Here is a 23,170-nt window from a genome sequence, read left to right on the forward strand (position 1 = left end):
ACCGGGGCGGCACACCGGGACAGTGACCGGAGGGACCGCTCAGCCGTCGAGGGCGTGTGCCGCGATGGCGTCGGCGTCCCGGACGAAGTCGCCCCAGGGGCCGGGCCGGGCGAACCCGACCTGGGTGAACCAGCGGGTGTTCTCCGTGGGAATGCCGAGGACGTACAGTCCGGCGTCCGGAGCCCCGTCACGATTCAGGGGGTGGAACGGCGCACGGGTGACCGCTACTCCGCCGGTGGCGAACGTGTCGCCGTCGGCGCGATGGACGAACTCGGTCCACACACCGCGTTCCCGCAGATTCCGGGTCAGCTCGGCCGGATCGCGCCCGAGGTCCGTGCCGGGAACCCTCGCGTCGACGACGGTGTCCACCAGGACACGCGATCCCGCGACGCGCGGAGAGAACATGGCGAACCGGCCGCTGCCGGGATCGGCCGCGGCGCTCGCCTCCGGCCCCACCACCCGCACCAGTCCGCACGCCATCAGGGCCAGCAGTTGCCGTATGCGGACCGGAGGCGGTCCGGCCAGCAGCACGTTGGAGGACGGGATGAAGCGGCCCAGGAAGTCGTCCCGGTGCGCGGCAGGGCGCAGAGCGCCGAAGTCGACGCACGAGCGAAGCACCCAGCGGGTGTCCCGGACCACGTCGAGCGCCGCCATCAGCGGCGAGTCCACGTTGCCCCGCTCGGCCTCCCGGACGCCGGTGCGGAGCACCTCGACCAGGTGGTCGTCGAACGCCTTCGGACCGTCGAATTCGAGGCCGGCGAAGGGCCGGGCCAGCGCCTCCAGGTCGACCGGGGGCAGCTCGGGCCCGCTGTGCCGCGCCGCGGCCGAGCGGACGTCCGGGACGCCGCCGGCCGCGGACCGGATCACCTCGTCGGTGAAGGCGGACGCCGCCCGCTCACCTCGGACCTGCCGCAGCGCGGTGCCGTGGTAGACGAGTTCCACCTCGGCCGTCAGCCAGGGCAGGACGTCGGTCGCGAAGTCCAGCAGCGGCCCGCGGGCGTGATCCCGCACGCGCTGCGGGGTGAAGAGGACCGGCCGGTGGCTGAAGCCGGGCGGCCTGCGGTTGTCGCCCTTGGCCATCAGCGGGAGACCGCCGCGGGAACCGGCCACCAGAACGGGCTCGGCACCGCTCGGCTGGTACCGCAGGTCGCCGTCGGCGCCCTGGGCGAAACGTCCACCGCGACCGAGGGTGCAGGCGGCCATGATGTCGAAGAAGGACAGACCGAGCCCCAGCACGCCGACGGCGGCGCCCGCCGGGAGCGAGTCGAGCGGCATGTCGGCGGGGGAGTCGCCCGGGATGTGGCGCAGTCCTGGACGTCGGGCTGCGGCCCGAGCGAGGTCCGTCCGCGCGCCCTGTGCCGCAGGCCGCGGATGGCCGGTGGCCAGGACCACCCGATCCGACTCCCACTGTGCCCCGTCCGCCAGCAGGAGCCGGTATCCGCCCCCGGCCGGCCGCAGGTCCCGGACGGACGAGTGGACGCGGTGCAGCCGGACATGCGGCGGCAGGCCCCGCGCCACGGCGTCCAGGGCGAAGCGCAGGTAGCGGCCGTAGACCGCGCGGGGCGCATACCCTTCCGGGCCGGGGTAGCCGGGCGGTCCGGCGGACCACCACTGGGCGAACGCCGGACCGGCGCCGGCCCGTGCGGGCCCGTCGTCGGGTGGCCCCGAGAAGGCGGTGATCATGCCGACCGGGGTGTTCATCAGGAGCCACGCCGGTTGGTCGGTGCGGTAGATGCGGCCGCAGCCCACCTCCACCTCGTCGATCAGGCACAGCTCCACCGGCCGCCCGGCGGGCTGTCCGGCGAGCCGGGCGGCGAGCCTCTCGGTCACCATGAGTCCGCGAGGGCCGCTGCCGACGACGGTGACGCGCCAGGGCCGTGTCACAAGGATGCCCTCTCGCCGTGGGGCGAGCGGGATGGAGTGCCGCGGCCCGTCCCGCCGGCGGTGGTGCGCCGGTGACACGGAGCCGGTCCGAGGGGTCGCGAGGAGTGCAGCATGAGCATGCCCGATTCCTTGTCGTTGCCCATCGCGCGGGCGGTGGCGTCGGTGAAAGTGTGGTCAGGCGTGGGTGGTCAGCGGACGTCCGCCGTTGTAGGCCACCATGTCCCGGTAGGCCGCGGCCGTGTCGATCCGGGCACCCGGAGCGGCGCCGTCGAGTTCGGCGTACGCGCGGTGCAGATTTCCCACGATGCGCTCGGCGTCCAGCAGATCCGCGAAGCGGCCGAGGCCGGCCTCGCGGGCCGCCTCCAGAGGCGTCAGCCCGGCCTCACGGGCCCGGCGGGCGAGATCTTCCACGAAGCGCAGGTAGCCGAGCATGTCGTCGATGACCTCGGGCCCGCCCACCGGACCGTGCCCTGACACGATGGTCCGTGCGCCGAGCGGCCGTATCACCTTCTCCAGCACCTCGATCGCGCCGCTCAGCGACCCCATGAGGACGAAAGGGGTGCCTCCGGGGAACAGCAGGTCGCCGGCGAACAGCACGGAATGCTCGGGAAGATGGACGAGCGAGTCGTTCGTCGTGTGCGCCGGCATGCCCACGTACCGCACGTCGCAGCGGAGGTCGTCGGCCCACAGCGTGACCCCGGTGGTATAGGTGAGGAACGGCGGTGCGGGCTCGAACTCGCCCCACTCCACGTCGTTCCACACGCCCCGGTTCACCTGCCGCCCGAACGCCATGACCTCCGCCCGGGTCTGCTCGTGCCCCACGACCGTCGCTCCGGGCAGCAGGAAGTTGCCGTACGTGTGATCGGCATGATGATGCGTATTGACCAGCGTGCGGACCGGGAGGCGTGTCACCGTGGCGATGGAGTCGAGATAGGCACGGGTCCGCCGTTCCGTGGCGCAGGTGTCGACGCTGATGACACCCTGCCGACCGGTGATGAAACCGGTGTTGTTGACGAACCAACTGCCGTCGGGCTGCACATAGGCGTAGACGCCGTCGCTGATCTCGATGGTCTCCGAGCGCGACGTGAAGTTCACCGAGGGCTCCGCTGGCCGCCGGTCAGCACGGGAACGCTGCCCTTGACGGACGGGAACCCGTCCAGCCGGGTGCCCAGTCCCAGGGCCTTCGCGCTCCGGTAGGCGTACGCGGCCACCGCGACGTCCTGCAAAGGCGAGCCCACCGACTTGAAGAGCGTGCGCCGCGGAGTGTTCCCGGCGAGGCCACGGCCGCACAGCTCGGCCAGCGTCATCACCCGGCCGGTGTCGAGGGCCCCGGTCCGGGCCGCCACGAGGGCGTCTCCCGACTCGTCCAGAGCCTGGAGTCGGTCCACGACGATCAGTTCGGGGACCCGCCACACCTCCGAGTCCAGCTCCCGCTCCTCGGGCAGGGTCGATCCGGTGGAACTGATGTGTGCGGCGTCCGGGGTCCAGTCCGCGAAGAAGGCCGGCCCGCTGCCTCCGGTGTTCGTGGCGACCATGATGAGATCGGCGTCCGCGACGGCGTCGGCCCCGCTCGCGCACGGCTCGATGTCCAGGCCGAGACGGGCGGAGAGGTCCGCGGCGAAGAGATCGCGCCGCTCCCTGCGCGGGCTGTGGACGGACATCCGTTTGATGTCGAGCAGCTCACTCAGCACCGTCGCCTGCATACGTGCCTCTGCTCCGGATCCGATGATGCCCACCACCGAGGCGTCGGGAGCCAGGCGGGACGCGGCGAGCGCCGCGGTCGAGGCCGTGCGCAGCACGGTGAGGTGATTGCCGTCCACGGCGGCGAGGAACTCACCGGTGCGCAGGTCGAAGAGATTGACCTGAAAGGTCACCGCACTGCCGACCAGGTGGAACTCCTTGTAGCCGACGACCCCCAGGCCGGGCAGGGCCGCGGCCATCAGGCGCAGCCACCCCGTCTCGAACCGCAGGTTCACCCGCTCGGTGATCGTCGCCTGCCCCGCGTACTCCTCGCGGTAGGCCGCGTCGAGCGCATCGAGTACGCCCTGGATGTCCGTTGCCCGCTGTACGTCGTCGTTCGTCAGGACGATGGCCATGTGTAGATCTCCTTCAGGTCACACCGGTTGGTGGTCGCGGGCCTGCCGGCCACCGCCGCCCCGGCCCGCCCGGCGCAGTAGGACGGGCAGGGCGTCCGTGATCTGTTCCATCACCTGGTCCAGCACGAAGTGGCCGGCGTCGACGTGGTGCAGCGAGAACGCCTCGCTCGTCGCTTCCCGCCATGCCGAGAGGCCGTCGAAGGTCACGAAGGGATCGCTGCGGCCGCCGACCGCGACGATCGGCACCGGCAGGGGCTCCTCGGACACGTGCCGGCTCTCCTCCACCAGCCGGAAGTCGGCGCGCAGGGTGGCCTCGAAGACGTCCATGACCTCGGGATCGGCGAGTACGGCGGAGTCGATACCGCCGTACTGCGCGACGCGATCGAAGAACGCCTCGCGCGGCAGCAGATGGATCGCCTCCGATGTACGCCGGGCGGGGCCTGCGATGGAGGACACGAACAGCGCTGCCGGGAGCGCACGGCCGTTGCCGCGTAGACGGTGCGCCAGTTCCAGCGCGACGACACTGCCGGAGCAGTGCCCGGCGAGCACGAACGGCCGGTCGATGAGCGGGACGATCGCCTGCTCCAGCGCGGTGATCAGCGACGGCAGGTCCTCGAAAGGAGTTTCGTCGATACGATTCTCCCGGCCCGGGAAGCGGATCGCGCACAGTTCGGCGTCCGGGAGCAGATGGCCGGCCCAGGGGGTGAAGGCCGCCGCGCCGGCTCCGGCGTGCGGAAGGCAGAAGACCCTGAGCCCTGGGTCGGCGACGCGCCGGGGACGCACCACCCACCGCTTCGACGCCAGCAGCCCACGCGGATCGAGTGCCGGGGAGAAGCCGGCCATCTCACACCACCCGCCAGGCGAAGACGGTGTAGAGGTCGGTCTTCCGGTATTCGGCGGCCTGTCGCACGGAGGTCCGCATGCCGTGGGCCTCAAGGAGGGAGACCACCGCGTCCAGCGCCCCGGCGCGGTCGGCGACCTCGACGGCGGCGTTGCCGATGGCCGGCCACAGACGGTCGCCGATGCCCCGCAGCACAGGTACCTCGAACCCCTCGACATCCACTTTCAGGAGGTCGATGCGGTCCACGCCCGCCTGTGCGGCGAAGGTCTCCAGGCGCTGCACGTCGCAGCTGACCAGCCGCCGCTCGTCGAGGCAGTCCTCGACAAGTCCCTGGACCTCCTGGACGAACGCCTCCCGGAGCTCGTCGTCCAGAGACTCCGCGGTGCTGCTGACGAACGCCGCGGCGAGCATCCTGTCGACCGCCGGATCGGCGTCGAAGCCCGACATCATCGTGTAGTTGGGGTAGTAGGTCAGCTCGCGCGTCTGGTCGACGTCTCCCAGGGCGATGTTGTGCGGATGTACGCCGGCCAGCTGCCCGGTGTTGCGCCGAAGGGCGTCGAAGACGTCGGGAACCGGCTCGAAGGAGAACACCCGGGCGCTGGGCCACCTCTCGACCGCGAAGAGGGTGAACAGCCCGATGTTGGCCCCTACGTCGAAGACGACCGGCCGCGCCGGCATGTTCCATCCCTGGGGAGGCAGGTAGGACTCGTCGTGGAAGATCTCTCGGTACAGGTAGTCCGTCTCATTGCCGTTGAGGCTGAAGACGGACGTTCCGTTGGGAAGTGTTCTCTGGACCGCCACCGGGGGAGCTCCTTCACCTGACGCCATCGCCCCGAGGCTAGGGAGCCGGTGCCGCGGACACCGGCAGTACCGGAGGCGACCGGAAGGCGGATTCCTCGCGGCGGACACCGACCGCGCGAGGCCGGAGTGAGAGGCGGACCCACTGCCGACGAGCCGCCGCCGATACTGCCGGTCCCCGGGTGGAGGCGCTCGTACCGTACGTGCTCATCCGGCAAACTGGAGGAGCGCGTATATGGCGGGGGCACTGAACCACGCGGTGCGGGTTCGACTGAGCGACCCGGCGCAGGTGGAGGTCCTGACGCGGCGGTTCGGCGCCGGCGAGGTGCCGTACCTCACGGCGGTGGACGTGTCGTTCGCGTCCGGTGACGCTCGGGCGCAGGAGGCATGCCGCCAGGCGGCGGCCGCGGCGCCCGGCGCCATTCACGCCTACCTGTTCCGCCACCCGGACGGACCGGCCGACCTCATGGTCGTGGCGTCCCGCGGGCTGCTGGACACGACGGAACTCCGCCGCCTGACGCGCCGGGCCGCGGGTGCCGGCTGGGACACCGTGCGCGCGGAGTTCGAACGCTTCGGCGCCGCATCCGCGCAGTCGACGGCGGCACCGGTCGGCCCGCCACCGGACTGGGGTCTGGCCCGCGGCGCCGGGCACCGGTTCGCCACGGCCTGGGCCGCTCTTGCGCCCGGTACCCCCGCCGACGAAGCGACCCTGCGGGCCGCGCTCGCCGTGACCCTTGCGCGCTACGAGCCCGACGGGCCGGACGAGGTCGTCGTCGGCAGCGGTCAGGGCCCGGTCGAGGTGCGGGTGAGCGGCACCCTGGACGATGTGCTCCGGCGGCCGCATCCGCCGGCGGGACGCCCGGTGCAAGCGGGGACGCTGCCGGGCGTCGACGAGGAGCCGCTGGGCGATGACGAGGAGTACCTTCCCTCCCTCCTGCCGGCCTTCCCCCTCACCTTCTCGGTCGTCCGCCGGGTGGACGGCCGGTCCTGGCTGCGCTGCGACCACCTGCTGAGCCATGTCTGCGCTCCGATCGCCGAGCAGTTCACCCGGCACCTGGCACATGTGTACCGGCAGGTGCGGGAAGCTCCGCACGCTCTCGCCGCCGACGTCTCGCTCCTCGACGACGAGGAGCGCCGCAGGGTCGTCGCCCTGGGCAGCTCGGCCGCCGCCCTGGCCCCTGAGGCGAGCACCGTGCACGAGGCGTTCGCCCGGGTCGCCGCTTCCGCCTCCGACGCCGTCGCGGTGTGCGACGACGACGTCGAGCTGACCTACGGGCAACTGGACCAGCTCGCCGAGGTCCTCGCCGCCGGCCTGCGGGCCCGCGGCGTCCGCGCCGGCGACCGGGTCGGCGTGTGTCTGGAGCGCTCCGCGGAACTGGTCGTCGTGCTCCTCGGAGTGCTGAAGGCGGGAGCGGCCTATGTGCCGATCGACCCCGCCTACCCGGCCGAACGGCTCGCCTACACCGCGGACAACGCGGCGGTGCGCCTGCTGGTGACCCGGCTCGCGGGTTTCCCCGGGCAGGACCGGTACCGGGCGGTGACTCCGGAGGAACTGCTGGCCGACGACTCCTTCGACGCCGACGCCGACGCCGACGCCGACACCGACGTGCCCGGCACCGACGGCGAGGCCGGCGGCCGGAGCACGGCGTATGTGATCCACACGTCCGGTTCCACCGGCCGGCCCAAGGGCGTCGCCGTACCGCACCGGAACGTGCTGAGCCTGATCCAGGCCACCCGCGCGGACTTCGGGCTCGGGGCGGCGGACGTATGGACGCTGTTCCATTCCAGCGCCTTCGACTTCTCCGTATGGGAGATGTGGGGCTGCCTGCTGACGGGAGGCCGCCTGGTGGTGGTGCCTCACTTCACCTCCCGCGACCCCGAGCAGTTCCGCGATCTGCTGGTGCGGCACGGGGTCACCGTCCTGAATCAGACGCCCTCGGCGCTCGGCAACCTCCTCTCCGTGGACCACGCCGACGTTCCCGTGCGGCTGGTGATCCTCGGCGGAGAGCCGCTGGACGCCAGGATGCTGCTGCCCTGGTTCGACCGGCACCCGGAGGACCGCTGCCGGGTGGTGAACATGTTCGGCATCACCGAGACCACCGTGCATGTCACCGCGCAGACCGTCACCCGGGAACTCGCGCAGGCGGCCACGCGCTCGGTCGGCACGCCGCTTCGAGGCTGGCATCTCTACGTCATGGACCCCGCGGGCCGGCTCCTGCCACCGGGGGTGGCGGGGGAGATCCACGTTGGCGGGGCCGGTGTCGCCGAGTGCTACGTCGGCCGGCCGGACCTCACCGACGAGCGGTTCCTGCCCGACCCGTACCGCGAGGGCAGGATGTACCGCAGTGGTGACCGGGGCCGGCTCCGGCCGGACGGCGCCCTGGAGCACCTGGGGCGTCTCGACAACCAGGTGAAGGTCCGGGGATTCCGCATCGAGCTGGACGAGATTCGGACCGTGCTGCTCGAACACGCCGCGGTGCGGGCCGCTGCCGTGGTCGTGCGCCCGGCGAGCGACGACGGCCCGGCCGAAGTGCGTCTCGACGCCTACGTCGTGCTGGACGGCGACGACGCCACGGAGGTGCGCGCCTACGCCGCGGCCGTCCTGCCCGACTACATGGTCCCCGCGACGGTCACGCCGGTCGGCGCGCTTCCGCTGACCACCAGCGGAAAGGTCGACGTGGCGAGGCTGCCCGCGCCGCGCCACCCGGCGCGGGCAGCCGACAGCGGCGTTCCCACGGCGGACGACGCGATGGCCGCCCGGTTGGTGGAGCTGTGGTCCGAACTCCTGGGTGTTCCCGTGGGACTCGACGACGACTTCTTCGAGGCCGGCGGTAACTCGGTGACCGCCGTGAAGAGCTTCGCCGCCATGCGGGCGGAGGGCATGCCCACGCTCCGCCTGCGCCAGCTCTACCGCCACCCGACGGTCCGCGAGGTGGTGGCGGCCCTGGCCGGTTCGTGAGTCCCGCAACATCGTTGGTGCTGCACCCCGTGATGAAACCGGTCTTGGTCGTACCTGCCGGACGACCTGCGGTGACAGGGCGGCACGGTCCGCACGCGGTGGCTGGGGAAGCGGCTCTGGGGAGGACGTGCTCCGCTGCATCGCGGCCCCCGATCGTCTCGGTACGGTCGCAGCGCGGGAGCACGAGCGGTGCCGGAGGAAGACTCCAGCTCGGGCGGACAGCGGCCCGCTGCTGCCTGCTGCGTCCGGCCGGACCCAGCAGGCAGGCGTCGTCAAAATTGGAGAAGGGACCCGCATCGGGCCTGGGGCGCCGCCTGGTGCAGGCCGCCGACGACGTGTAGCACAAGGTGGTCGGCGCAGCGGAGCGGTCAGCACGACGGTCGCCCCGGCGGCAAGTGTCTCCGCGCGTCTGAGGGCGAGGGCGAAATCCTGACAGCCGTCGGTGATAGCCCACTGCAGTAGCACAGCGGCCGACACCGGTGTTCACCAGCCACAGCACCAGCAACGCCCGTAGCTATGGAGAAGGCCAAGGCGTGGCCGAAGGGCTGGTCGTGATCGGCGACGCCCTCGCGACCGTCAGCCCGCTTCACGGCGAGGGAATGTCTATCGCGGCGCTGGGCGCGAAAACCCTCGCGGACACCGTGCGGAAGCAGTGGGGGCACCTGGGCGGCAGGGCCCGTACGCGGACCGTGTCCAGATCTTGTCCTCCGCCCGTGTCCACAGCTCCGTCCGGTCCGGTAATCAAAACTCATGGGACCGATGTCGGACCCATGCGGTAGAGAGCCCATCAGTCGCGGCGCACACCATAGGCATGTGGGGGACCGCGGTTCCGTTCTCGACCAACCCTGGGGGGACTTGTGTCCAGAAGACCGGCGGCTTTGGCCGCCATCGGTACTGTTGTGCTCCTGCTGGCCGGCGCTTCGGCGGCGAAGGCCGTGGAGGGGCAAGCTCCTGACGTTCGGTGGGCGAACAGCGTCTCCGACGACCTCGGCACACTCGCTGTCAGTGCCGGCTCCGACAGCGCCATCACGGAGATCAGGGCTCATATCGTCTCCGCCGCCACGCAGCAGGAGGTCGCCGTCGTGGAGAGCGACGCGTTCGTCCTCGTCTCCGGCACGCCGGAGGACGGTGAGTGGCACACCAAGCAGCCGCTGGACCTCGCGGATCTGGGCAGCTACACCGTCCGGGTCGAGGCCGCGGACGCCGACGGCGACCCGGCGATGCGGAGGGGTTCGCGGTAGTAGGAGGCCAGCAGCTCCGAGCGGTCGTCGTGTCAGCCGTTGTCAGGAGTAGGTCATCGGGCAGCCGTTCCGCACGGAGTGCTGTGCGGCGCGCAGGCAGAGCGCGACGTAGAAGGCCGTGTCCCGGTCCTCGGCCCATGGTCCCGGCCGCATCCGGGCGGTCGGCTCCGCCTCGCCCTCCAGGAACCACAGGCTCTCCCGCCGACGCCGTGCAGCCCAGCAGCCGGGCCACCGTTGCCGCCGCCCGGCCATGGCCGCCGGGACGCTCAGTTCGCGAGGTGTTAGCAGCCTCCAGGGTGAAGAACCGACCGTGCTGCCCTGGCAGACGCCGGAGCGGTGATCTCGGCCGGCAAGATGTCCCACCTGTGGTCCGGACGACCGCTGACCGTGCACCTGGCCGACCTCGACATCATTTGCGAGGTGCTCGACTGCACGACCTCCGACCTTCTCATCCCGGAGAAGGTCAGCGGCCGGCAGGAGACCGCGACCTTGGAGGCGGAGAAGCAGGTCGTCGGCGGCAGCCCGATCATGCACCAGAGCCGACCGGGTCGATCTGGGCCGCCGCTATGAGCACGCCCGTCCGGCGATCACGACCCTGGGCCACCCGCAGTTACCGGGATTGCTTTGGATGGGGCTGGATCGACCGACCTCGCTGCAAAGCGTGCTGGGGCTTCACCTCGAAAGCCACCAGCCACCGCTGCGACGTCTGCAGACGCGAAGTCGCCGCGTTGGACGGGATCTGCCGCCTCTGTCGCCGACAGGCCAGTCTGATCGCCGGACCGGACAACAAGACCCGCGTCGACCTGACAGTAGCCGCCCACAGGACACCAGCTCTTCATCATCGGCACCCTGCGACCACGCGGAGGTCCCCAGCCTCAGCCTGTTCCGCCGGAACCACAGTCACAGCGGCCGGATCGTGTTCCAGCACGCTGGACGGAGCTGTTGCTGTTCGAAATGCCGCGCGAGCTTCGCGGAGTCAGCAGCAAAGCGCCACCACTCGATCCTCAGCTGTCCGCATCTTTGAGTGCCCGGGCCGACCGGATCGCGGAACTGCGCGGCTGGCCGCCCCGCACTCTCGGCTCAGTGTGACGCGGCATCCGCATTCTCTGCGCGGTCCACCGACCAGGGGAGCGAATCCGGGCCTCGACCATCACCCAGCTCACCCACACAGCAGTGCCGGCCAACCACGTCCTGGAGGTGTTCGAGGAACTCGACATCTTCCTCGACGATCGGCCTGACGCGCTCGACGCCTGGTGCGAGGAGCACCTGGCGTTCCTTGCCCTAGATGTCCACACTGAGCTGGACGTTTGGATCGGCATCTTGAGACACGGGGCTCCGTGCCGTCGGCCTCGTGCCCGCGCAACGGTCATCACGAACCTGAGGAGCATCCTGCCGTTCCTGACCGAGTACGCCGGAAAGTACACAACCCTGCGGCAGGCCACCCGCGACGACATCACCAGCTGGCTCGCCGACCGGCCCTATCGCGCATAGGACGCCAGTGCCCTGCGTTCGCTGTTCAGCACGCTCAAGGCCGAGCGGCTGATCTTCGCCAACCCGATGCGAGGCATCAAGGGAGGCAAGGTGGCGATCAAGATCCCCGCATCACTCACTGCTGACGAGGTGGAATCCGTCGCAGTCGCCGCACTGCAGAATCCGGCCCTTCGAGTGGTCGTAGCCCTGTCCGGCATCCATGCGCTGCCCGCCCGCCACATTCGCTCGATGCTGGCCGAGCATGTGGACCTGCCCGGACGGCGACTGGACCCCGAGGGCTTGAATCGTCCCCTGGACGACTACACCGCCGAGGCGATCAGCCAGTATCTCGCCTACCGCCACCGCCGGTGGCCGAACAGCACCAACCCACATCTGCTCATCACCAGGAACACCGCCACCACCACGGCCGTGGGCACGTTCTGGATGGACAAACTGCTCAAGGAATTATCCGTGGGCGTCGACTAGGGTCCGTCCTCACGGTTGGTGACTCGAGCGGCGTCGAGCTCTTGTTGGCGTTCGTCGAGCAGGCGCGTGAGTTCCACGGTTTGTTGCTCAAGTTCGGTGATGCGGCGCTTGAGCTGCTCAATGTCGTCCAGTGCGCCCAGGCCGGACTGCCTCCAGGCTTGTTCGCCGAGCAGTCCGCTGAGCAACGCGCAGTTCGCCGTCGCAGCCCTGTTCAACGACGCACGGGCGGGGATCGACGCCGCGGGCGTGGTCGGAGGCCAGGCGGCCCGAGGCGCTGGGCCCGTTCCAGTCCTGCCGTGGGAAGCAGGTCGTGCCGGTCGACGAGCCAGCCGGCCTCCGCCTGCTGCTGCTCCAGCGTGGCCAGCACCGCGATCACGGCCGCCCTGCCTCTCATCCGCCCTCCCCGTTGCCGTGGTAGTCCCCGCACCGTAGACCGCCGGTCGGCGCAGCACGCCCCGCGTGGTCCGACTATCCATGCGCGCGGGTGAACGCACCACGGCATGGCCTGTCCCGCTACGAAGATCACGACCAGTCGGATCTTCCTGGAAGGGGCCCGCCCCGTGCGTCTCCTCGCCACCCTCGCGGCCGCCACCGCCGCCGTCGCCGCTCTCATCACGCCCGCCCACGCCGCCGGACCGCTCGGCGAGGCGGGCGGTACCCTCGCCCTGCCGCTGCACGACGCGGTCAAGATCCTCCCCACCGACGAGGAAAGCCGGGCTGGTTACCAGCGCAGCAGCTTCCGGCACTGGGTGGACGCCGACAAGGACGGCTGCTCCACCCGCAACGAGGTCCTGAAGGCGGAGGCGTTCATTACCCCGGAGCAGGCCGCGGGCTGCAAGCTCAGCGGCGGCGAGTGGTACAGCCCGTACGACAACCTCTACATCAGCAGCCCTGGGGGCCTCGACGTCGACCACCTGGTCCCGCTCGCCGAGGCCTGGGACTCCGGCGCCTCGCAGTGGACGGCGAAGGAGCGCGAGGCCTACGCCAACGACCTCGGCGACGAGCGGTCCCTGATCGCGGTCAGCGGCAGGGTGAGCTTCTCCCGGACTGGCTCGACGCCGTCCGGCAGGACGACCTGTCCAGCCTGCACACCCTCGCCGCCGGTATCGACCGAGACCGGGACGCCGTCATAGCCGGCCTCACCCTGCCCTGGAACTCAGGTGTCGTCGAAGGCCATGTCAGCCGGATCAAGATGCTCAAGCGCCGGATGTTCGGCTGCGCGGGCTGTGCACTCCTGCGGAAACGCGTTCTGATGTCATGACACTGCCGTGGGCCTGTCAGTCGGCGGCCGGCAGGTCTGGGCGCAGCTTGGTTCGAAGCTGCTGGAACGCGGTCGGAACCGGCCGTTGCGGAAGGAAGGCGCTGATCTGCCGTGCACAGTCCAGAGCACTGGCTGTAGTGGTATCGCATTCGAGGTCATACAGTCCATGCGCATGGACCTGCTGGAGTTGCCGGGCCGCGAGGCCCAGCGGGCGATCGTCACGCGCTAGTTCGCGCCGCTCCAGTTCTTCCAGTGAACATCGCACACCGACCAGGACGACATTCCTGGGGCAGAAGAGCCCGAGGCAGTCCAGCAGACGCCATTCCTCGCTCAGCACATGGTCCACCACGACGTTGTTGCCAGCCGCAGCCATGCCCGCGACTGCCCGGTGGTATCCCATCCACGTGCGTCGCAGAATTTCGGGCAGCTCCTCCGTACTGACCTCTCCGCGAGAGCGCATTGCGTGGAAGGAATCCACAGGCATATGGAAGGACGGCTCGTCCAAGATCAGGAGCAGTGCTTTCGCGATGCTGGATTTACCCGAGCTGGACGTCCCATTCAGGAAGATGATCCGGCCACTGGCGGCCGGAGCGGGGACACCGCCGCAGTCAGCCGCCTCAGCAGTTCCGTCATCACCAGGTCTGGGCATGTGGGAAGCTCCTTCACGATCACCAGTCGAACCGGATCATCATCGTCCGTCGGCGGGAGCAACGGCAGGTCACCCTCAGAACCCAGCCCTCTCCCGGGATACGTTGAGTAACCGATCACGGAAGTTGAGCCAGAACCCAAACTCGTGAACAAAGCCAGCACGCTTTTCCTGCAAGGCGCCGATAGCGCCGGACGCCGCTCCGTTCACCCGGAACGCGCGTGCTCGTGCGGCACGGCCCCGAGCTTGACGGGTCGCAGAAGCGCTCAGGTGAGGGCTGGCAGCTCTGGCGCCTCCGCGCGCCGCTGTTCCGTCATGCAGCAGCAGCGCGGGTCGGTGCCGGCTGCGTCCGGCATGGGCCCCGTTCCATCTCCTCTCTTGAAGCCGGGCGGAAGTGGTGGCCGGTGCGCAGGTCGGGGACGAAGGCGTCCAGGACGACGCGGCGGAAGCACCGGCGCTGGGCGGGGGTGAGGTGCTGGGGGTCGGTGGTGAAGCGGGGGAGGGTCTCGAAGGTGGGCACGGTGGTCTCCTCCGGGCAGCACGACGAAGCCCCTGGCGGGCGCCGGGGGTTGCTGTAGCGGGGGCTTCTTTGGCGGTGCTCGTTCCGTGGCGTGTGGTGATGCTCAGTGGTGCTTGTCGGTGGCGTTCGGGTCAGGGCTGTGGGGGCTGCCTGACCTGAGAGCGATGACATTTGCGTTTGGCCTGGGGCCGCTTTCCGCCTGGCGGGCACCTGAGAAGAAAGTTCGGCTGCTGCTCCCGTCTGGCGGGAGGTGGTGCTGATCGGCCTTGTTTTGCAGGTCAGGGCTGTGTGGCGTGGTCTGCATGACAGTGGATGTCAGGGTGGTCCGGGCCGGTCAGATGTACCGCTACTACCTGCGTGAGACCGTTGTCGGTGACGGTCGCCGCCCGGCCCGCATGCCGCTGCGCGCCGGCCAGGAGCAGGCCGGTGTTCCGGTCGGGCGATGGATGGGCCGTGGTCTTGCCGGGCTCGGGCTCGCACCGGGTGAGGAGGTCACCGAGGCGCAGCTGTGGAACCTGTTCGGTGAGCGGGGCCGGCACCCGTACGCGGACCGGATCGAGGCCGACCGGCTCGCGAAGGGCGACTCTGCGAAGAAGGTGTATCGGGCCGGCGCTCTCGGACGCCGGGTGATGGTGACCGGTGTTGATTTCGTGTTCCGGCCGCAGCCGACGGTCTACCTGCTGTGGGCGCTGGGGATTGAGGCGACGCGGCGGGTGATCGAGGCTGCGCACGAGCGGGCGATCGTACGGGTGCTGGAGTGGATCGAGGACGAGGTGGCGGTGATCCGGTACGGCAAGGACGGCATCTACCGGGTGAGGCCGCCCGGCGGTCTGGTCGCCGCCAGCTTCCGCCACTACGAGGCGCGTTCCGGCCGGCCCTTGCTTCATGACCATCTGCTTTTGAGCGTGAAGGGGCAGCGCCCGGACGGGAAGTGGGGCTCGATCCACACCACGGCCCTGTACGAGAACACGGTCGTGGCTTCCGCGCTCTGCAACGAGTTGGTGGCCGCTGAGGTCTGCGAGGCGATGGGGCTGGCGACCGAGCCGCGCACGGTCACCCCGGGGCGCCGGCCGGTGATGGAAATTGCCGGGGTGCCGCACGAGCCGATCCGCTGGACCGCCCGGCGCAGCGACCAGATCGCCGCCTGCCTCAAGGACCTGGAGCACGAGTACGTCACCGCCGTCGACGACGACGGCACCCCGCGGTTCCTGCCCGTAGTCTCCGAGCGGGCCCGCGCCGAGCTGAAGCAGATCGCCGCCCGCAAGACCCGCCCGCCCAAGCAGAAGACCCAGCCGCTCGCGCAGCTGCGGCGCCTGGTGGAAGGTGAGCGCGATCCTCACCTCCAAGGTCGCCGCCGACGTCATCAACTCCCTCCTCGAGCAGGCCCGCGCCGCAGCCGCGGCGATCCGGGCCCGCATCGCTGCCGCGGTCGACGTCGCCCTGGCGGCTGCCGACGTCACCGCGACGGTGTTCGTGATGAACGACGGCGGCCGCTTCCACCGCCGGCACCTGCTCGCCGAAGCCCGCCGCCACCTCGCCCTCGTCCTGCGAGGCCGCCGCCGCGACCCCGGCCTGGACGAGGAGATCGTGGCCGCCGCCATCTCCGCCCACTGCCTGGACATCAGCGAGCCGAAGAACGTGCGTGGTCTGGAGGCCGGCTACCGCCTCTACACCGCCCGGTGGGCCCGGTCCGACATCCCCGCCCTCCGCCGCCCTCCGACTCCGGTGCCAGACCCGGACCGGCAGCCCCCGGCAGATCCCGGCGAGCCGGCTGCTCTCCGGTCGCCGGGACAGGATGCGGGGGAGTGGGAGGTGCCCCGCATCCCGCTCCAGTACGAGCGCGCCGTCCTCGCCGGTGCGGTGGTGCGGGAGAAGCTGCGCACCACCACCGCCGTGCGGGGCCGGGCGTACGACGTCGTCGCCCATCAGCAGGCGGCGATGCCCGAGCAGCTGCTCGCGCCCGGGCCGGCCGACCCCGAACACGACGACCAGGAGCAGGAGGCCGGGCGCCCAGAGGCGATCGACATGACGGTGCTGCGGGCCCTGCGGGAATCCCGCACGGACGTCGAAGCCCTCGATCTCGCCGCCGACCGGCTGCGCCGCATCCAGGAGGCAGCCAACAAGATGATCAACGACTCCCGCGCCCGCGCGCACCGCCACACCGCACAGGCCGACGCCGACGCGGTGCGCCCAGTGCGCCCGGACGACCAGCAGGCGCACCACCCACAGTAACCCGGACCGCACCGCGGCCGGGAGGCCGGCCACTGAGTGGACCCGATGGCGCGCACCCGGTGCGGTGGTGCGCACCGACGACCCCGGCTCCACTCCACCGAGTGGAGTCCACCGCCCGGGAGTGGACGCCACCGTGCTCGTCATCCACTTCACCGAGTGGAGGCCACCGGGTGGGAGTGGACGCCATCGACGGGAGTGGGGCCGCGCATCCACCCGGTGCGTTTCTCCTTGACCTCGGCTCAGGTCAAGGAGAAACGCACCGCCTCCACCGTCTCCACCCGGGCCCACTTCACCGCACCACCATCCACCCGGTGCGCACCACTCCCGCGCGCCGGCGCCGCACCGGTGCGCGCACCGCCCACCGAGTGGAGCGCACCGGATGGACGGTGGTGCGCATCGTGGTGCGCACCGGATGGACTCGGTGCGCACCGGGTGGGTGCGCTCCACCGCACCGGTGCGCACCCACCCGGTGCGGTGGAGCGGTCAGCGGTGCAGGGCCACCACGTTCTCCACCACCGTGCGGGCCCGCGCCACCTGTTCGGCGCGCAGCTCCCGCAGGGTGCGGACGGTGTCGGTCGGGGCGTCGGAGAGGACCTGGCCGACGAAGTGCGCGATGGTGCGGGCGATTCCCGGCGCGGCCGTCGCGGGGGCGTGCGTGGCCCACTCGCGGATCGCCATCAGGTAGAGGACGCCGACCTCGTCCAAGACGAACGAGTCGGCGCAGGCGTCGGTGTCGTCGGACAGCGCGATCACGGGGAAGACGACCCGTTCCGCGATGGCCGGCAGCAGCCCCGGCAGCTGCTCCATCTCGGGCGCGAGCCGGGCCGCCGTGGCGTCGTTGCCGGTCTCCACGGCCAGGACGTAGTCGAAGCCGAGCTGGACCAGGCGCAGGGGCAGCGAGGGAACGATGGGGGACATGGAGAGCTCCTGACGTACGGGCGCCATGCCGATCACGGCGACGTCCCAGCAGGCTCGGCCCGCCAGCCTGTGGAACTCTCCCCCGAGCCGAAACCGGCGAATCGGGTCTGCAAGGGTCAAACCGGGCCCCCTTGTCCATGGTGGTCGGGCCGACCACGAGCCCGACCCTGACCCCTTGTCCACCTCTGCTACCGCCCTGACCATCGCCGTGTTTCTCCTTGACCTGGCCACGGTTAGACCGCGGACAAGGGGGTCGGTTGCACGCTGCTCCCTCGAGTCCCGCTCACCAGGGCGGCCCGAAGCGAAGGAGCCACTGCGATGACCACGCACCGATCCCCGGCGGGCGCCCGGCGCGCTCGCCCCGACCACGGGCCCGACCACCGGCGGGCGAGCCGTCCCGGCCTCCTGCGGCACGCACTTGGGAGGCCACTGTGGAACCCACTTTGGTGCCCGGCACCGAGCCGAACGGAGAAAGCCCAGGTCAGCACACAAATACGGGCGCGCGCCGCGTTGTCACAACCCTCTTATCTACTCCTGAACTTCTGGGTGATGTCCGTGGCGGAGGAGATCATCGGGTTCGGGGGCCGGGTGCCCTTGGCGGCCGGGCGCGGCCGGCGCGCGGCAGGCGGGCGCGCGTGCCAGACGACGGGGAAGGAGCGCAGCTGATGGCGGGGAAGCGTGAGGAGAACCCGGCGAGGTCGTCGAACAACCTGCGCGGTGACGTGCTGCGGGTGCTCGGAGTGCTGAAGGTCGCGACGGTCGAACAGATCCAGCAGATCTCAGCGCCGCACCTGAGCTACCGGCACACCGACAAGCCGACCCCGTCGAAGCGGAAGCAGGCCCGCACCGCCTCACACACCGGGGCGCTGTCCGATCTGCGCAAGCACGGCCTGGCGGAGAACGGCGGGCAGCTCCCGGGCGGGGACACGCTGCGCAACCTCACCCCGATGGGCCTGAAGGCCGCCGCCCGCGAGCTGGGGCGGCCGGTGGGGGAGATGGGCAACCCGGCCCGCGGCGCGGGCCGCACCGGGGCCTCCCACCCGATGACGGTCAACGAAGCCGTGCTCGCCCTGCTGCGCCCGAAGCCGGACCTCACCCAGCTCGCCAAGGAGCCGGCAGACATCCGCGCCGCCGCCCAGACCGCCGTCGACGCGCCCGCCGGGCTGGGCACCATCGCCTCCTACGCGACCGAGGTGGCGCTGCCCGCGACTGGCACCTGGGCCAACCCGAGCAAGGGCGGTGCCCAGGCGGACATCGTCATCACCGCGCCCGAGGACGGGGTGCCGCTGCTGTTCGTGGAGATCGACAACTGCTTCGAGTCCGCGAAGGTCCTCGCCGGGAAGATCGACAAGTACATGCGGTTCTGCCAGCGGAAGGTGAAGGACGTCGACGGCCGTGGGCGGCCGATGTGGCGCACCCGCTGGTGGGTGCCCGACGGACGCCACGGCGACCGGCCGCACCCGCCGCTGCTGCTCGTCTTCAACCGGATCGGCCCGCGCAACCCCGACACCGTCATCGCGCAGCTGGCTGAGCTGACCGAGCGGCACTGGAAGGGCACCGCGTACGACGGGGGCTTCCACATGTACGAGGGAAAGCTGCCCATCGTGGTCACCGGCATGAAGCAGCTCCAGGAGCATGGCCCGGCGGGAGCGGTCTTCCGGCGCTTCGGCCGACCGCACAAGCAGACGCTCCTCGAGGCGATCGGCAACCCGCGCCGCGAAGCGGCCGACGCCCGCCAGCGAGCCGAGTACGCCGCCCGCCAGCGCGAGCACCAGGAGGAACTGCGCCGCATCGCCGCACAGCACCGGGCCGAGCGGGAGGCCCGCCGTCCCGTGTGCGCCGACTGCGGCACCCGGTTCACCGACGAACGGTGGAAGGCCATCGAGCCCGCCGGGTGGGACGCCCCACGCGAGACTCACCCGCACTTGTGCGACGACTGCAGGCAGCGCGCCATCACCGCCGAACGCCAAGCCGAGCAGGCCGGGCCTGAGCACCAGGAGCACGACCAGGCCGTGCCCGAGCAGAAGGCCGGCGGCACCTGGCTCTCCCGCTTCCGCAGGTAAGGCACCGGACCGGGCTGCCAGCGGCAGCCGCTAGGCCGAACGGATGGACCGTAAGGACGAGTAGCTGCTATGGCGCCGACCACGGCCACCCGGGCCGCAGCCGGACCAGGATTTCGTGAGGCGTTAATAAGGCGCCCCTCCCCGGGCCGGGTGCGCCTTGTGGTTTCGGTGCTCAGGCGTCGGGCTCTTGCCGGAAGTAGTCGGGGCGAGGTGCCGGAGCCGGTCGTCTTCCTCAGTGACCGGTTCGAGGAAGATGTGCAGGCCGTTATCGAAGTCGCCGTGGTGGTCGTAGCTGAACCAGGAGTCCACCACCCTGTAGCGGTCGCCGCGAAGGAGCACGGGACGGAAAGCGCTACTTCTTGGTCGGAGCCGTCTGGCAGGGTGTGGCGTGTGACAAGCGAAGGCGATACGAGCAAGGACAGCGAGGCGTGGGCGATGGATATCCTCGTCCAGCTGCGCCAAGGCAGGCAGGAGGCACATGCGCGTCGCGACGCGCTTGCGGCAGCGGTCGACGAAATAGCCGACGGTTTCACGCAACTGGGCCTCAAGCCTTGGAAATCGAAGCGTAAGAGCCCGGCGCGAGAGGACATGAAGGTCCCGGACGTCATGCTCGGTGACCGCGCCGAACCAGCCGCAACGGTTCTCCGGTATGAATCAGCGGTCAACATCCTCAGCGCCGCCGATCAGCTTCGGGGTTTCGCCGTCCTGCTTCGTGCAGAGAAATCGCTGATGGGCGCGGTCTCGGTCGCGCGTGGCGTCTTCGAGGCGTGTCTGTGGGCCACAGCGGTAATCGACCCGACCATCAGCACTGACGAGCGCCTGCAACGTGCCCTGACGCGTCGCCTCGCACGACTCTCGGCAGGTATCCGTCTCAGGAAAATGCTAGGCGGCGATACCGATGCCAACCAGCTCGTTGAGAACGACGCCGATGTGGATGACGCGCACAGGACCAACCGCGATCCTGCGAAGGACATCAGCGACATCTTGGCTTACGCCAAGGACCGGGGCTGGCCTGTGAAGAGGGGCCGTCGCACCTCCGAGATCACACCCCTTTCGATTGACTGGCTCAGCGAAAACCTTGAGCGCCGTATCGGCATCGAGGGGTACGCCTGGACGAGCGGCTCGTCGATGGCTCACGGCGAGCATGCTGCCGACACGGCGGTGTGGGTTGAACTGTCCCAGGACATCGGCACAGCTCCGGCATGGTTGATCCAATTGTGGTCGAACGGTGCTTGGGCGGGACCGCGTCTCTTCCTTGCAACGCACGCCGCCTACACAGGGGAGGGCAGCCTGCGCCGCGAGTATCAGCGGTTCGAAGAGTTGTTCTTGAGCGGGGTCGGCAAGAGCTGAGGCCCGGAGATCCATACAGCATGCCCTCATGCGCTACGCCCGCCGACCTCGCCGCACCGAGTGCAAGGCAGCGTTCACGTACGAGCGGTGGCAAGCGGTGGGGTGCACCGGCTGGGACGCCCTCCCTCCGGAGGCCCGTCCGACCCTGTGCGGGGACTGCGACCAGCGACACGGGACCGACTGGGAGGAAGCCTGGCCGGACGCGACGCGCGAGGAGCAGGAGCCGGCCGTGCCGGAGCAGAAGGCCACCGGCTGGCTCTCGCGCCTGCGCCGCTGAGCTGGGCACGCCTCCCGACCAGCAGCGCTTCTCCTCCTGGCAAGGACCAGCCCGGCGAATTGGATGGATACGCCGGAGAAGGCACGTCACGCTGGAAGCGATCGATGCGAGGGGGAAGCGTGAGCCGCGGGCAGACGGAGACTCTTGACGAGAAGCACCAGCGCTTGCTGGAAGCCTTTGTGTTGAGGGCCCGCAGGGTGGAGGAGCACTCGCTGGCCGCCGACTGGGACGCCCTTGTCGAGCTGACCCGCATGAGCATCAACGTCCGTGTCGACCGCAGCGTGGTCCGGATCTCGTACGAGTTCCCGCCCGAGGAAGTGGTCGAGTCTGCGGCAGCGCGTATCAGGCCAATTCTGATGGAGCAGGAGGACTGCTTTCACATGAAGGCGCTCTCAGCTCTGGGCTACACCTGTCGAGCAGCGCCACAAGATGCGGCGTGGATACGTGCCGCACGCGCTGAGTGGCGGACACGGGCAAGCCCCTCCACGCGCGACGAATCCGGCTATTGGGTCATGGTCGCTGACACGTCCACGGGCGAAGAGCGTGACCTCGATGCGCATGGGCTGGCCATGGCCTGGATCTACGGAGACGTGGTGCATCACGATCCCCAGCGACGCAAGGAAGGGGACATCTTCGGACTGCGCGATCGGTTTCGCGCCGCTGTGCCCCTGGTGGCCTGGGCGATGGTCGGCACAATCGAACTCCTTAATTTTGTCTGGGCACTGAACGAAGCCGGGATGCTGAAACTTCGACAAGAAGTGTTCGACGAGCAGGTCGCCTTGAAGTCGACCGTGTGGGAAGAACGTGCCGAGATGTACTACGCGCCCGTCGGCCCTCAACCTCCCTTGCTTGCGAGCTCTCCCATGCCCGACGGGTGGCTCCCTCTGAGCAAGGCATCTGACCTCTCGGTCTTTCGTCACCGCATTGCGGGACAACTCTTGAACACGGAACGCTCACCATCCATGACGTACCTGCCCTCACCCGAAGAGATCGAAGCCGCTCGCACGCCTGCCGGCGGTTGGAAGCGAGACCAGCTCGCCGCTTGGGGCGTGCCGTGGCCTCCACCGAAGGGCTGGAAGGACGAGCTGGCCGAACGCTGGAAGGCTGCCCGCCAGGACGGCCCGCCGGCGCCCTCGCCCACCCCGGCGCCGACCGACTTCTCCCAGGAGACGTTCGACTTCGGCTGACCGACGACAGCGGGGCCGGACAGGATCACCCTGTCCGGCCCCTCTGCTGGGTCCGGGCTGAGGCGGATGCGCGGTCTCCCCACGCGAACTCAAGATCGTCTCAGCGCGTTACCGGCAGTGCGAGGCGGGCCTGCCGCCCGGCCCGTACGCGTGCAGCAGCTCCTCCAGGCGTGCGCTGTGCTGCTCCACGAAAGCCTCCAGGCGCTCGATGTACCCCTGGCGTTCCTCGGTGCGCACCGCGCTCAGCGCGACGTCCAGGAACGCCCCGTCCGGCCAGTGCCGCTCGCACGGTGCGGCCAAGGGCCCACGGGAAGCGTTCCGCGGCCGCCAGGACGTCCTTCGCGTCCAGTGTCAGAGCCGGGCCTGGGTCCTCCACCGAAGCCTTCTGCGGGGCGGGGGAGGCGGGCTGCTGGAGGTGGGCGACCAACGTGGCGCTGGAGGCGGCGCGGCCGCGCCCGGTGGCGGCGGTGGTGTCGGCGATGCGCAGCAGGTAGGTGGCGACGTCGCGGACTCCTGCGTGCCAGCCGTCCTGGAAGTGCTGCTCGGATCCGTGCGGGGCGCTGCTCTCGGAGATCCAGGTGTGGGCGCCGGCCACCGCCCCAGCCTCTAGCTTCGACACGATGTCGTCGGCCTGCTCGTGTCCGATTCCGACGGCGGCCAGGGCCTGGAACACGGTGAACCGCGCCTCGGTGGCCTCGTGCTGGTGGTGGCTGATGCGGGCCAGCTCCTGGCCGTACGCGTCGCGTCGTGCTGCTCGGTGCTCACGCGGTGCCTCCCTTGTCTGCCCGGGTGTGGTGGGCGACCCATTCCGGATCGCGTACGGGCTTCGGCGCTAGCGTCTGGGTGGCTGGGGTGCGCATGATGCGCCAGCTGGTGTGCGGCGCGGTGACGACGTGGACCAGGTGTCGACGACGGCCTGCCGCACGGCGTCGTCGTCCCGG

At 70.3% G+C, this 23,170-nt stretch carries 21 protein-coding genes and 2 pseudogenes; 13 read left to right on the top strand and 10 right to left on the bottom strand.

The annotated features are described in order from the left end of the window. Positions 1 to 39 precede the first annotated feature (39 nt). The 5 genes from ABT232_RS12860 to ABT232_RS12880 all read right to left on the bottom strand — a co-directional run bounded on the left by ABT232_RS12860 (position 40) and on the right by ABT232_RS12880 (position 5,622). A complete protein-coding gene (locus tag ABT232_RS12860; RefSeq protein WP_351839519.1) occupies positions 40 to 1,962 on the bottom strand; it encodes an FAD/NAD(P)-binding protein in 1,923 nt (640 codons plus the stop codon). Between the two features lie 96 nt (positions 1,963 to 2,058). Further along, on the bottom strand, positions 2,059 to 2,979 hold the full coding sequence (locus ABT232_RS12865; protein WP_351839521.1) for an MBL fold metallo-hydrolase: 921 nt from the start codon (positions 2,977 to 2,979) through the stop codon (positions 2,059 to 2,061). Beyond that, positions 2,976 to 3,980, bottom strand: a complete 1,005-nt coding sequence (locus ABT232_RS12870) for an ornithine cyclodeaminase family protein (protein ID WP_351839523.1) — start codon at positions 3,978 to 3,980, stop codon at positions 2,976 to 2,978. Before ABT232_RS12870 ends, ABT232_RS12865 begins: the two co-directional genes overlap by 4 nt. Positions 3,981 to 3,998: 18 nt before the next feature. Continuing rightward, positions 3,999 to 4,823 carry a thioesterase II family protein gene (locus ABT232_RS12875; protein WP_351839525.1) on the bottom strand — a complete coding sequence of 275 codons (825 nt, stop codon included), beginning with the start codon at positions 4,821 to 4,823 and terminating at the stop codon, positions 3,999 to 4,001. Position 4,824: 1 nt separating this feature from the next. Then, positions 4,825 to 5,622, bottom strand: coding sequence for an FkbM family methyltransferase (locus tag ABT232_RS12880; protein WP_351839527.1), 798 nt, complete (start codon positions 5,620 to 5,622; stop codon positions 4,825 to 4,827). 232 nt (positions 5,623 to 5,854) lie between these two features. On the opposite strand from ABT232_RS12880, the gene ABT232_RS12885 reads away from it, so the two are divergent. The 5 genes from ABT232_RS12885 (at position 5,855) to ABT232_RS12905 (ending at position 11,775) form a co-directional block, all read left to right on the top strand. Continuing rightward, on the top strand, positions 5,855 to 8,578 hold the full coding sequence (locus tag ABT232_RS12885) for a non-ribosomal peptide synthetase (RefSeq protein WP_351839529.1): 2,724 nt from the start codon (positions 5,855 to 5,857) through the stop codon (positions 8,576 to 8,578). A gap of 878 nt (positions 8,579 to 9,456) precedes the next feature. Continuing rightward, a complete protein-coding gene (locus ABT232_RS12890) occupies positions 9,457 to 9,819 on the top strand; it encodes a hypothetical protein (protein ID WP_351839531.1) in 363 nt (120 codons plus the stop codon). A gap of 336 nt (positions 9,820 to 10,155) precedes the next feature. Further along, the gene (locus ABT232_RS12895; RefSeq protein ID WP_351839533.1) at positions 10,156 to 10,389 is read left to right on the top strand and encodes a helix-turn-helix domain-containing protein; all 234 of its coding nucleotides are present in this window, start codon (positions 10,156 to 10,158) and stop codon (positions 10,387 to 10,389) included. Between the two features lie 603 nt (positions 10,390 to 10,992). After that, positions 10,993 to 11,310: a hypothetical protein gene (locus ABT232_RS12900; protein WP_351839535.1), complete on the top strand. Its 318-nt coding sequence runs from the start codon at positions 10,993 to 10,995 to the stop codon at positions 11,308 to 11,310. Between the two features lie 90 nt (positions 11,311 to 11,400). Next, positions 11,401 to 11,775: a hypothetical protein gene (locus ABT232_RS12905; protein WP_351839537.1), complete on the top strand. Its 375-nt coding sequence runs from the start codon at positions 11,401 to 11,403 to the stop codon at positions 11,773 to 11,775. Here ABT232_RS12905 and ABT232_RS12910 read toward each other — a convergent pair. Continuing rightward, entirely contained in the window at positions 11,772 to 11,960 is a 189-nt protein-coding gene (locus ABT232_RS12910; protein WP_351839539.1) for a hypothetical protein, read from the bottom strand. The two genes, ABT232_RS12905 and ABT232_RS12910, sit on opposite strands and share 4 nt — an antisense overlap. A gap of 375 nt (positions 11,961 to 12,335) precedes the next feature. Here ABT232_RS12910 and ABT232_RS12915 point away from each other — a divergent pair, with 375 nt between their 5' ends. Next, the gene (locus tag ABT232_RS12915; protein WP_351839540.1) at positions 12,336 to 12,908 is read left to right on the top strand and encodes a GmrSD restriction endonuclease domain-containing protein; all 573 of its coding nucleotides are present in this window, start codon (positions 12,336 to 12,338) and stop codon (positions 12,906 to 12,908) included. Then, positions 12,797 to 13,036, top strand: a pseudogene (locus ABT232_RS12920) (transposase); the annotation flags it as partial. The gene ABT232_RS12915 and the pseudogene ABT232_RS12920, both read left to right, overlap by 112 nt. Before the next feature lie 16 nt (positions 13,037 to 13,052). Here the strand turns inward: ABT232_RS12920 and ABT232_RS12925 are convergent. Both ABT232_RS12925 and ABT232_RS12930 read right to left on the bottom strand, forming a co-directional pair. After that, positions 13,053 to 13,685: a chloramphenicol phosphotransferase CPT family protein gene (locus ABT232_RS12925; RefSeq protein ID WP_351839542.1), complete on the bottom strand. Its 633-nt coding sequence runs from the start codon at positions 13,683 to 13,685 to the stop codon at positions 13,053 to 13,055. A gap of 310 nt (positions 13,686 to 13,995) precedes the next feature. Continuing rightward, positions 13,996 to 14,202 carry a hypothetical protein gene (locus ABT232_RS12930; RefSeq protein WP_351839544.1) on the bottom strand — a complete coding sequence of 69 codons (207 nt, stop codon included), beginning with the start codon at positions 14,200 to 14,202 and terminating at the stop codon, positions 13,996 to 13,998. A 338-nt stretch (positions 14,203 to 14,540) separates the two neighbouring features. Between ABT232_RS12930 and mobF the strand changes: the two are divergent. Both mobF and ABT232_RS12940 read left to right on the top strand, forming a co-directional pair. Then, a pseudogene (mobF, locus tag ABT232_RS12935) lies at positions 14,541 to 15,455 on the top strand (MobF family relaxase); the annotation flags it as partial. A 70-nt stretch (positions 15,456 to 15,525) separates the two neighbouring features. Further along, entirely contained in the window at positions 15,526 to 16,434 is a 909-nt protein-coding gene (locus ABT232_RS12940; protein ID WP_351839546.1) for a hypothetical protein, read from the top strand. Positions 16,435 to 16,917: 483 nt separating this feature from the next. On the opposite strand, the gene ABT232_RS12945 is transcribed toward ABT232_RS12940, so the two are convergent. Beyond that, on the bottom strand, positions 16,918 to 17,352 hold the full coding sequence (locus ABT232_RS12945) for a hypothetical protein (protein WP_351839548.1): 435 nt from the start codon (positions 17,350 to 17,352) through the stop codon (positions 16,918 to 16,920). A gap of 665 nt (positions 17,353 to 18,017) precedes the next feature. Between ABT232_RS12945 and ABT232_RS12950 the strand changes: the two genes are divergently transcribed. The 4 genes from ABT232_RS12950 (at position 18,018) to ABT232_RS12965 (ending at position 22,229) form a co-directional block, all read left to right on the top strand. Then, complete coding sequence (locus ABT232_RS12950; protein ID WP_351839550.1) at positions 18,018 to 19,415, top strand: replication-relaxation family protein; 1,398 nt, start codon at positions 18,018 to 18,020, stop codon at positions 19,413 to 19,415. Between the two features lie 210 nt (positions 19,416 to 19,625). Continuing rightward, complete coding sequence (locus tag ABT232_RS12955; protein WP_351839551.1) at positions 19,626 to 20,765, top strand: hypothetical protein; 1,140 nt, start codon at positions 19,626 to 19,628, stop codon at positions 20,763 to 20,765. Between the two features lie 28 nt (positions 20,766 to 20,793). After that, entirely contained in the window at positions 20,794 to 21,042 is a 249-nt protein-coding gene (locus tag ABT232_RS12960; protein ID WP_030793427.1) for a hypothetical protein, read from the top strand. A 119-nt stretch (positions 21,043 to 21,161) separates the two neighbouring features. Then, positions 21,162 to 22,229, top strand: coding sequence for a hypothetical protein (locus tag ABT232_RS12965; RefSeq protein ID WP_351839553.1), 1,068 nt, complete (start codon positions 21,162 to 21,164; stop codon positions 22,227 to 22,229). Between the two features lie 108 nt (positions 22,230 to 22,337). Here the strand turns inward: ABT232_RS12965 and ABT232_RS12970 are convergent, their stop codons facing one another. After that, the gene (locus tag ABT232_RS12970; protein ID WP_351839555.1) at positions 22,338 to 22,529 is read right to left on the bottom strand and encodes a hypothetical protein; all 192 of its coding nucleotides are present in this window, start codon (positions 22,527 to 22,529) and stop codon (positions 22,338 to 22,340) included. Positions 22,530 to 23,170 lie beyond the last annotated feature (641 nt).

Source organism: Streptomyces sp. NPDC001532 (assembly GCF_040298625.1).
GTDB lineage: Bacteria > Actinomycetota > Actinomycetes > Streptomycetales > Streptomycetaceae > Streptomyces.

Coding starts and splice junctions, on each gene's coding strand:
- ABT232_RS12870 (WP_351839523.1), bottom strand. CDS start 3,980: ATGGCCATCGTCCTGACGAACGACGACGTACAGCGGGCAACGGACATC.
- ABT232_RS12875 (WP_351839525.1), bottom strand. CDS start 4,823: ATGGCCGGCTTCTCCCCGGCACTCGATCCGCGTGGGCTGCTGGCGTCG.
- ABT232_RS12885 (WP_351839529.1), top strand. CDS start 5,855: ATGGCGGGGGCACTGAACCACGCGGTGCGGGTTCGACTGAGCGACCCG.
- ABT232_RS12925 (WP_351839542.1), bottom strand. CDS start 13,685: ATGCCCAGACCTGGTGATGACGGAACTGCTGAGGCGGCTGACTGCGGC.
- ABT232_RS12945 (WP_351839548.1), bottom strand. CDS start 17,352: ATGTCCCCCATCGTTCCCTCGCTGCCCCTGCGCCTGGTCCAGCTCGGC.
- ABT232_RS12950 (WP_351839550.1), top strand. CDS start 18,018: ATGGCGGGGAAGCGTGAGGAGAACCCGGCGAGGTCGTCGAACAACCTG.
- ABT232_RS12960 (WP_030793427.1), top strand. CDS start 20,794: ATGCGCTACGCCCGCCGACCTCGCCGCACCGAGTGCAAGGCAGCGTTC.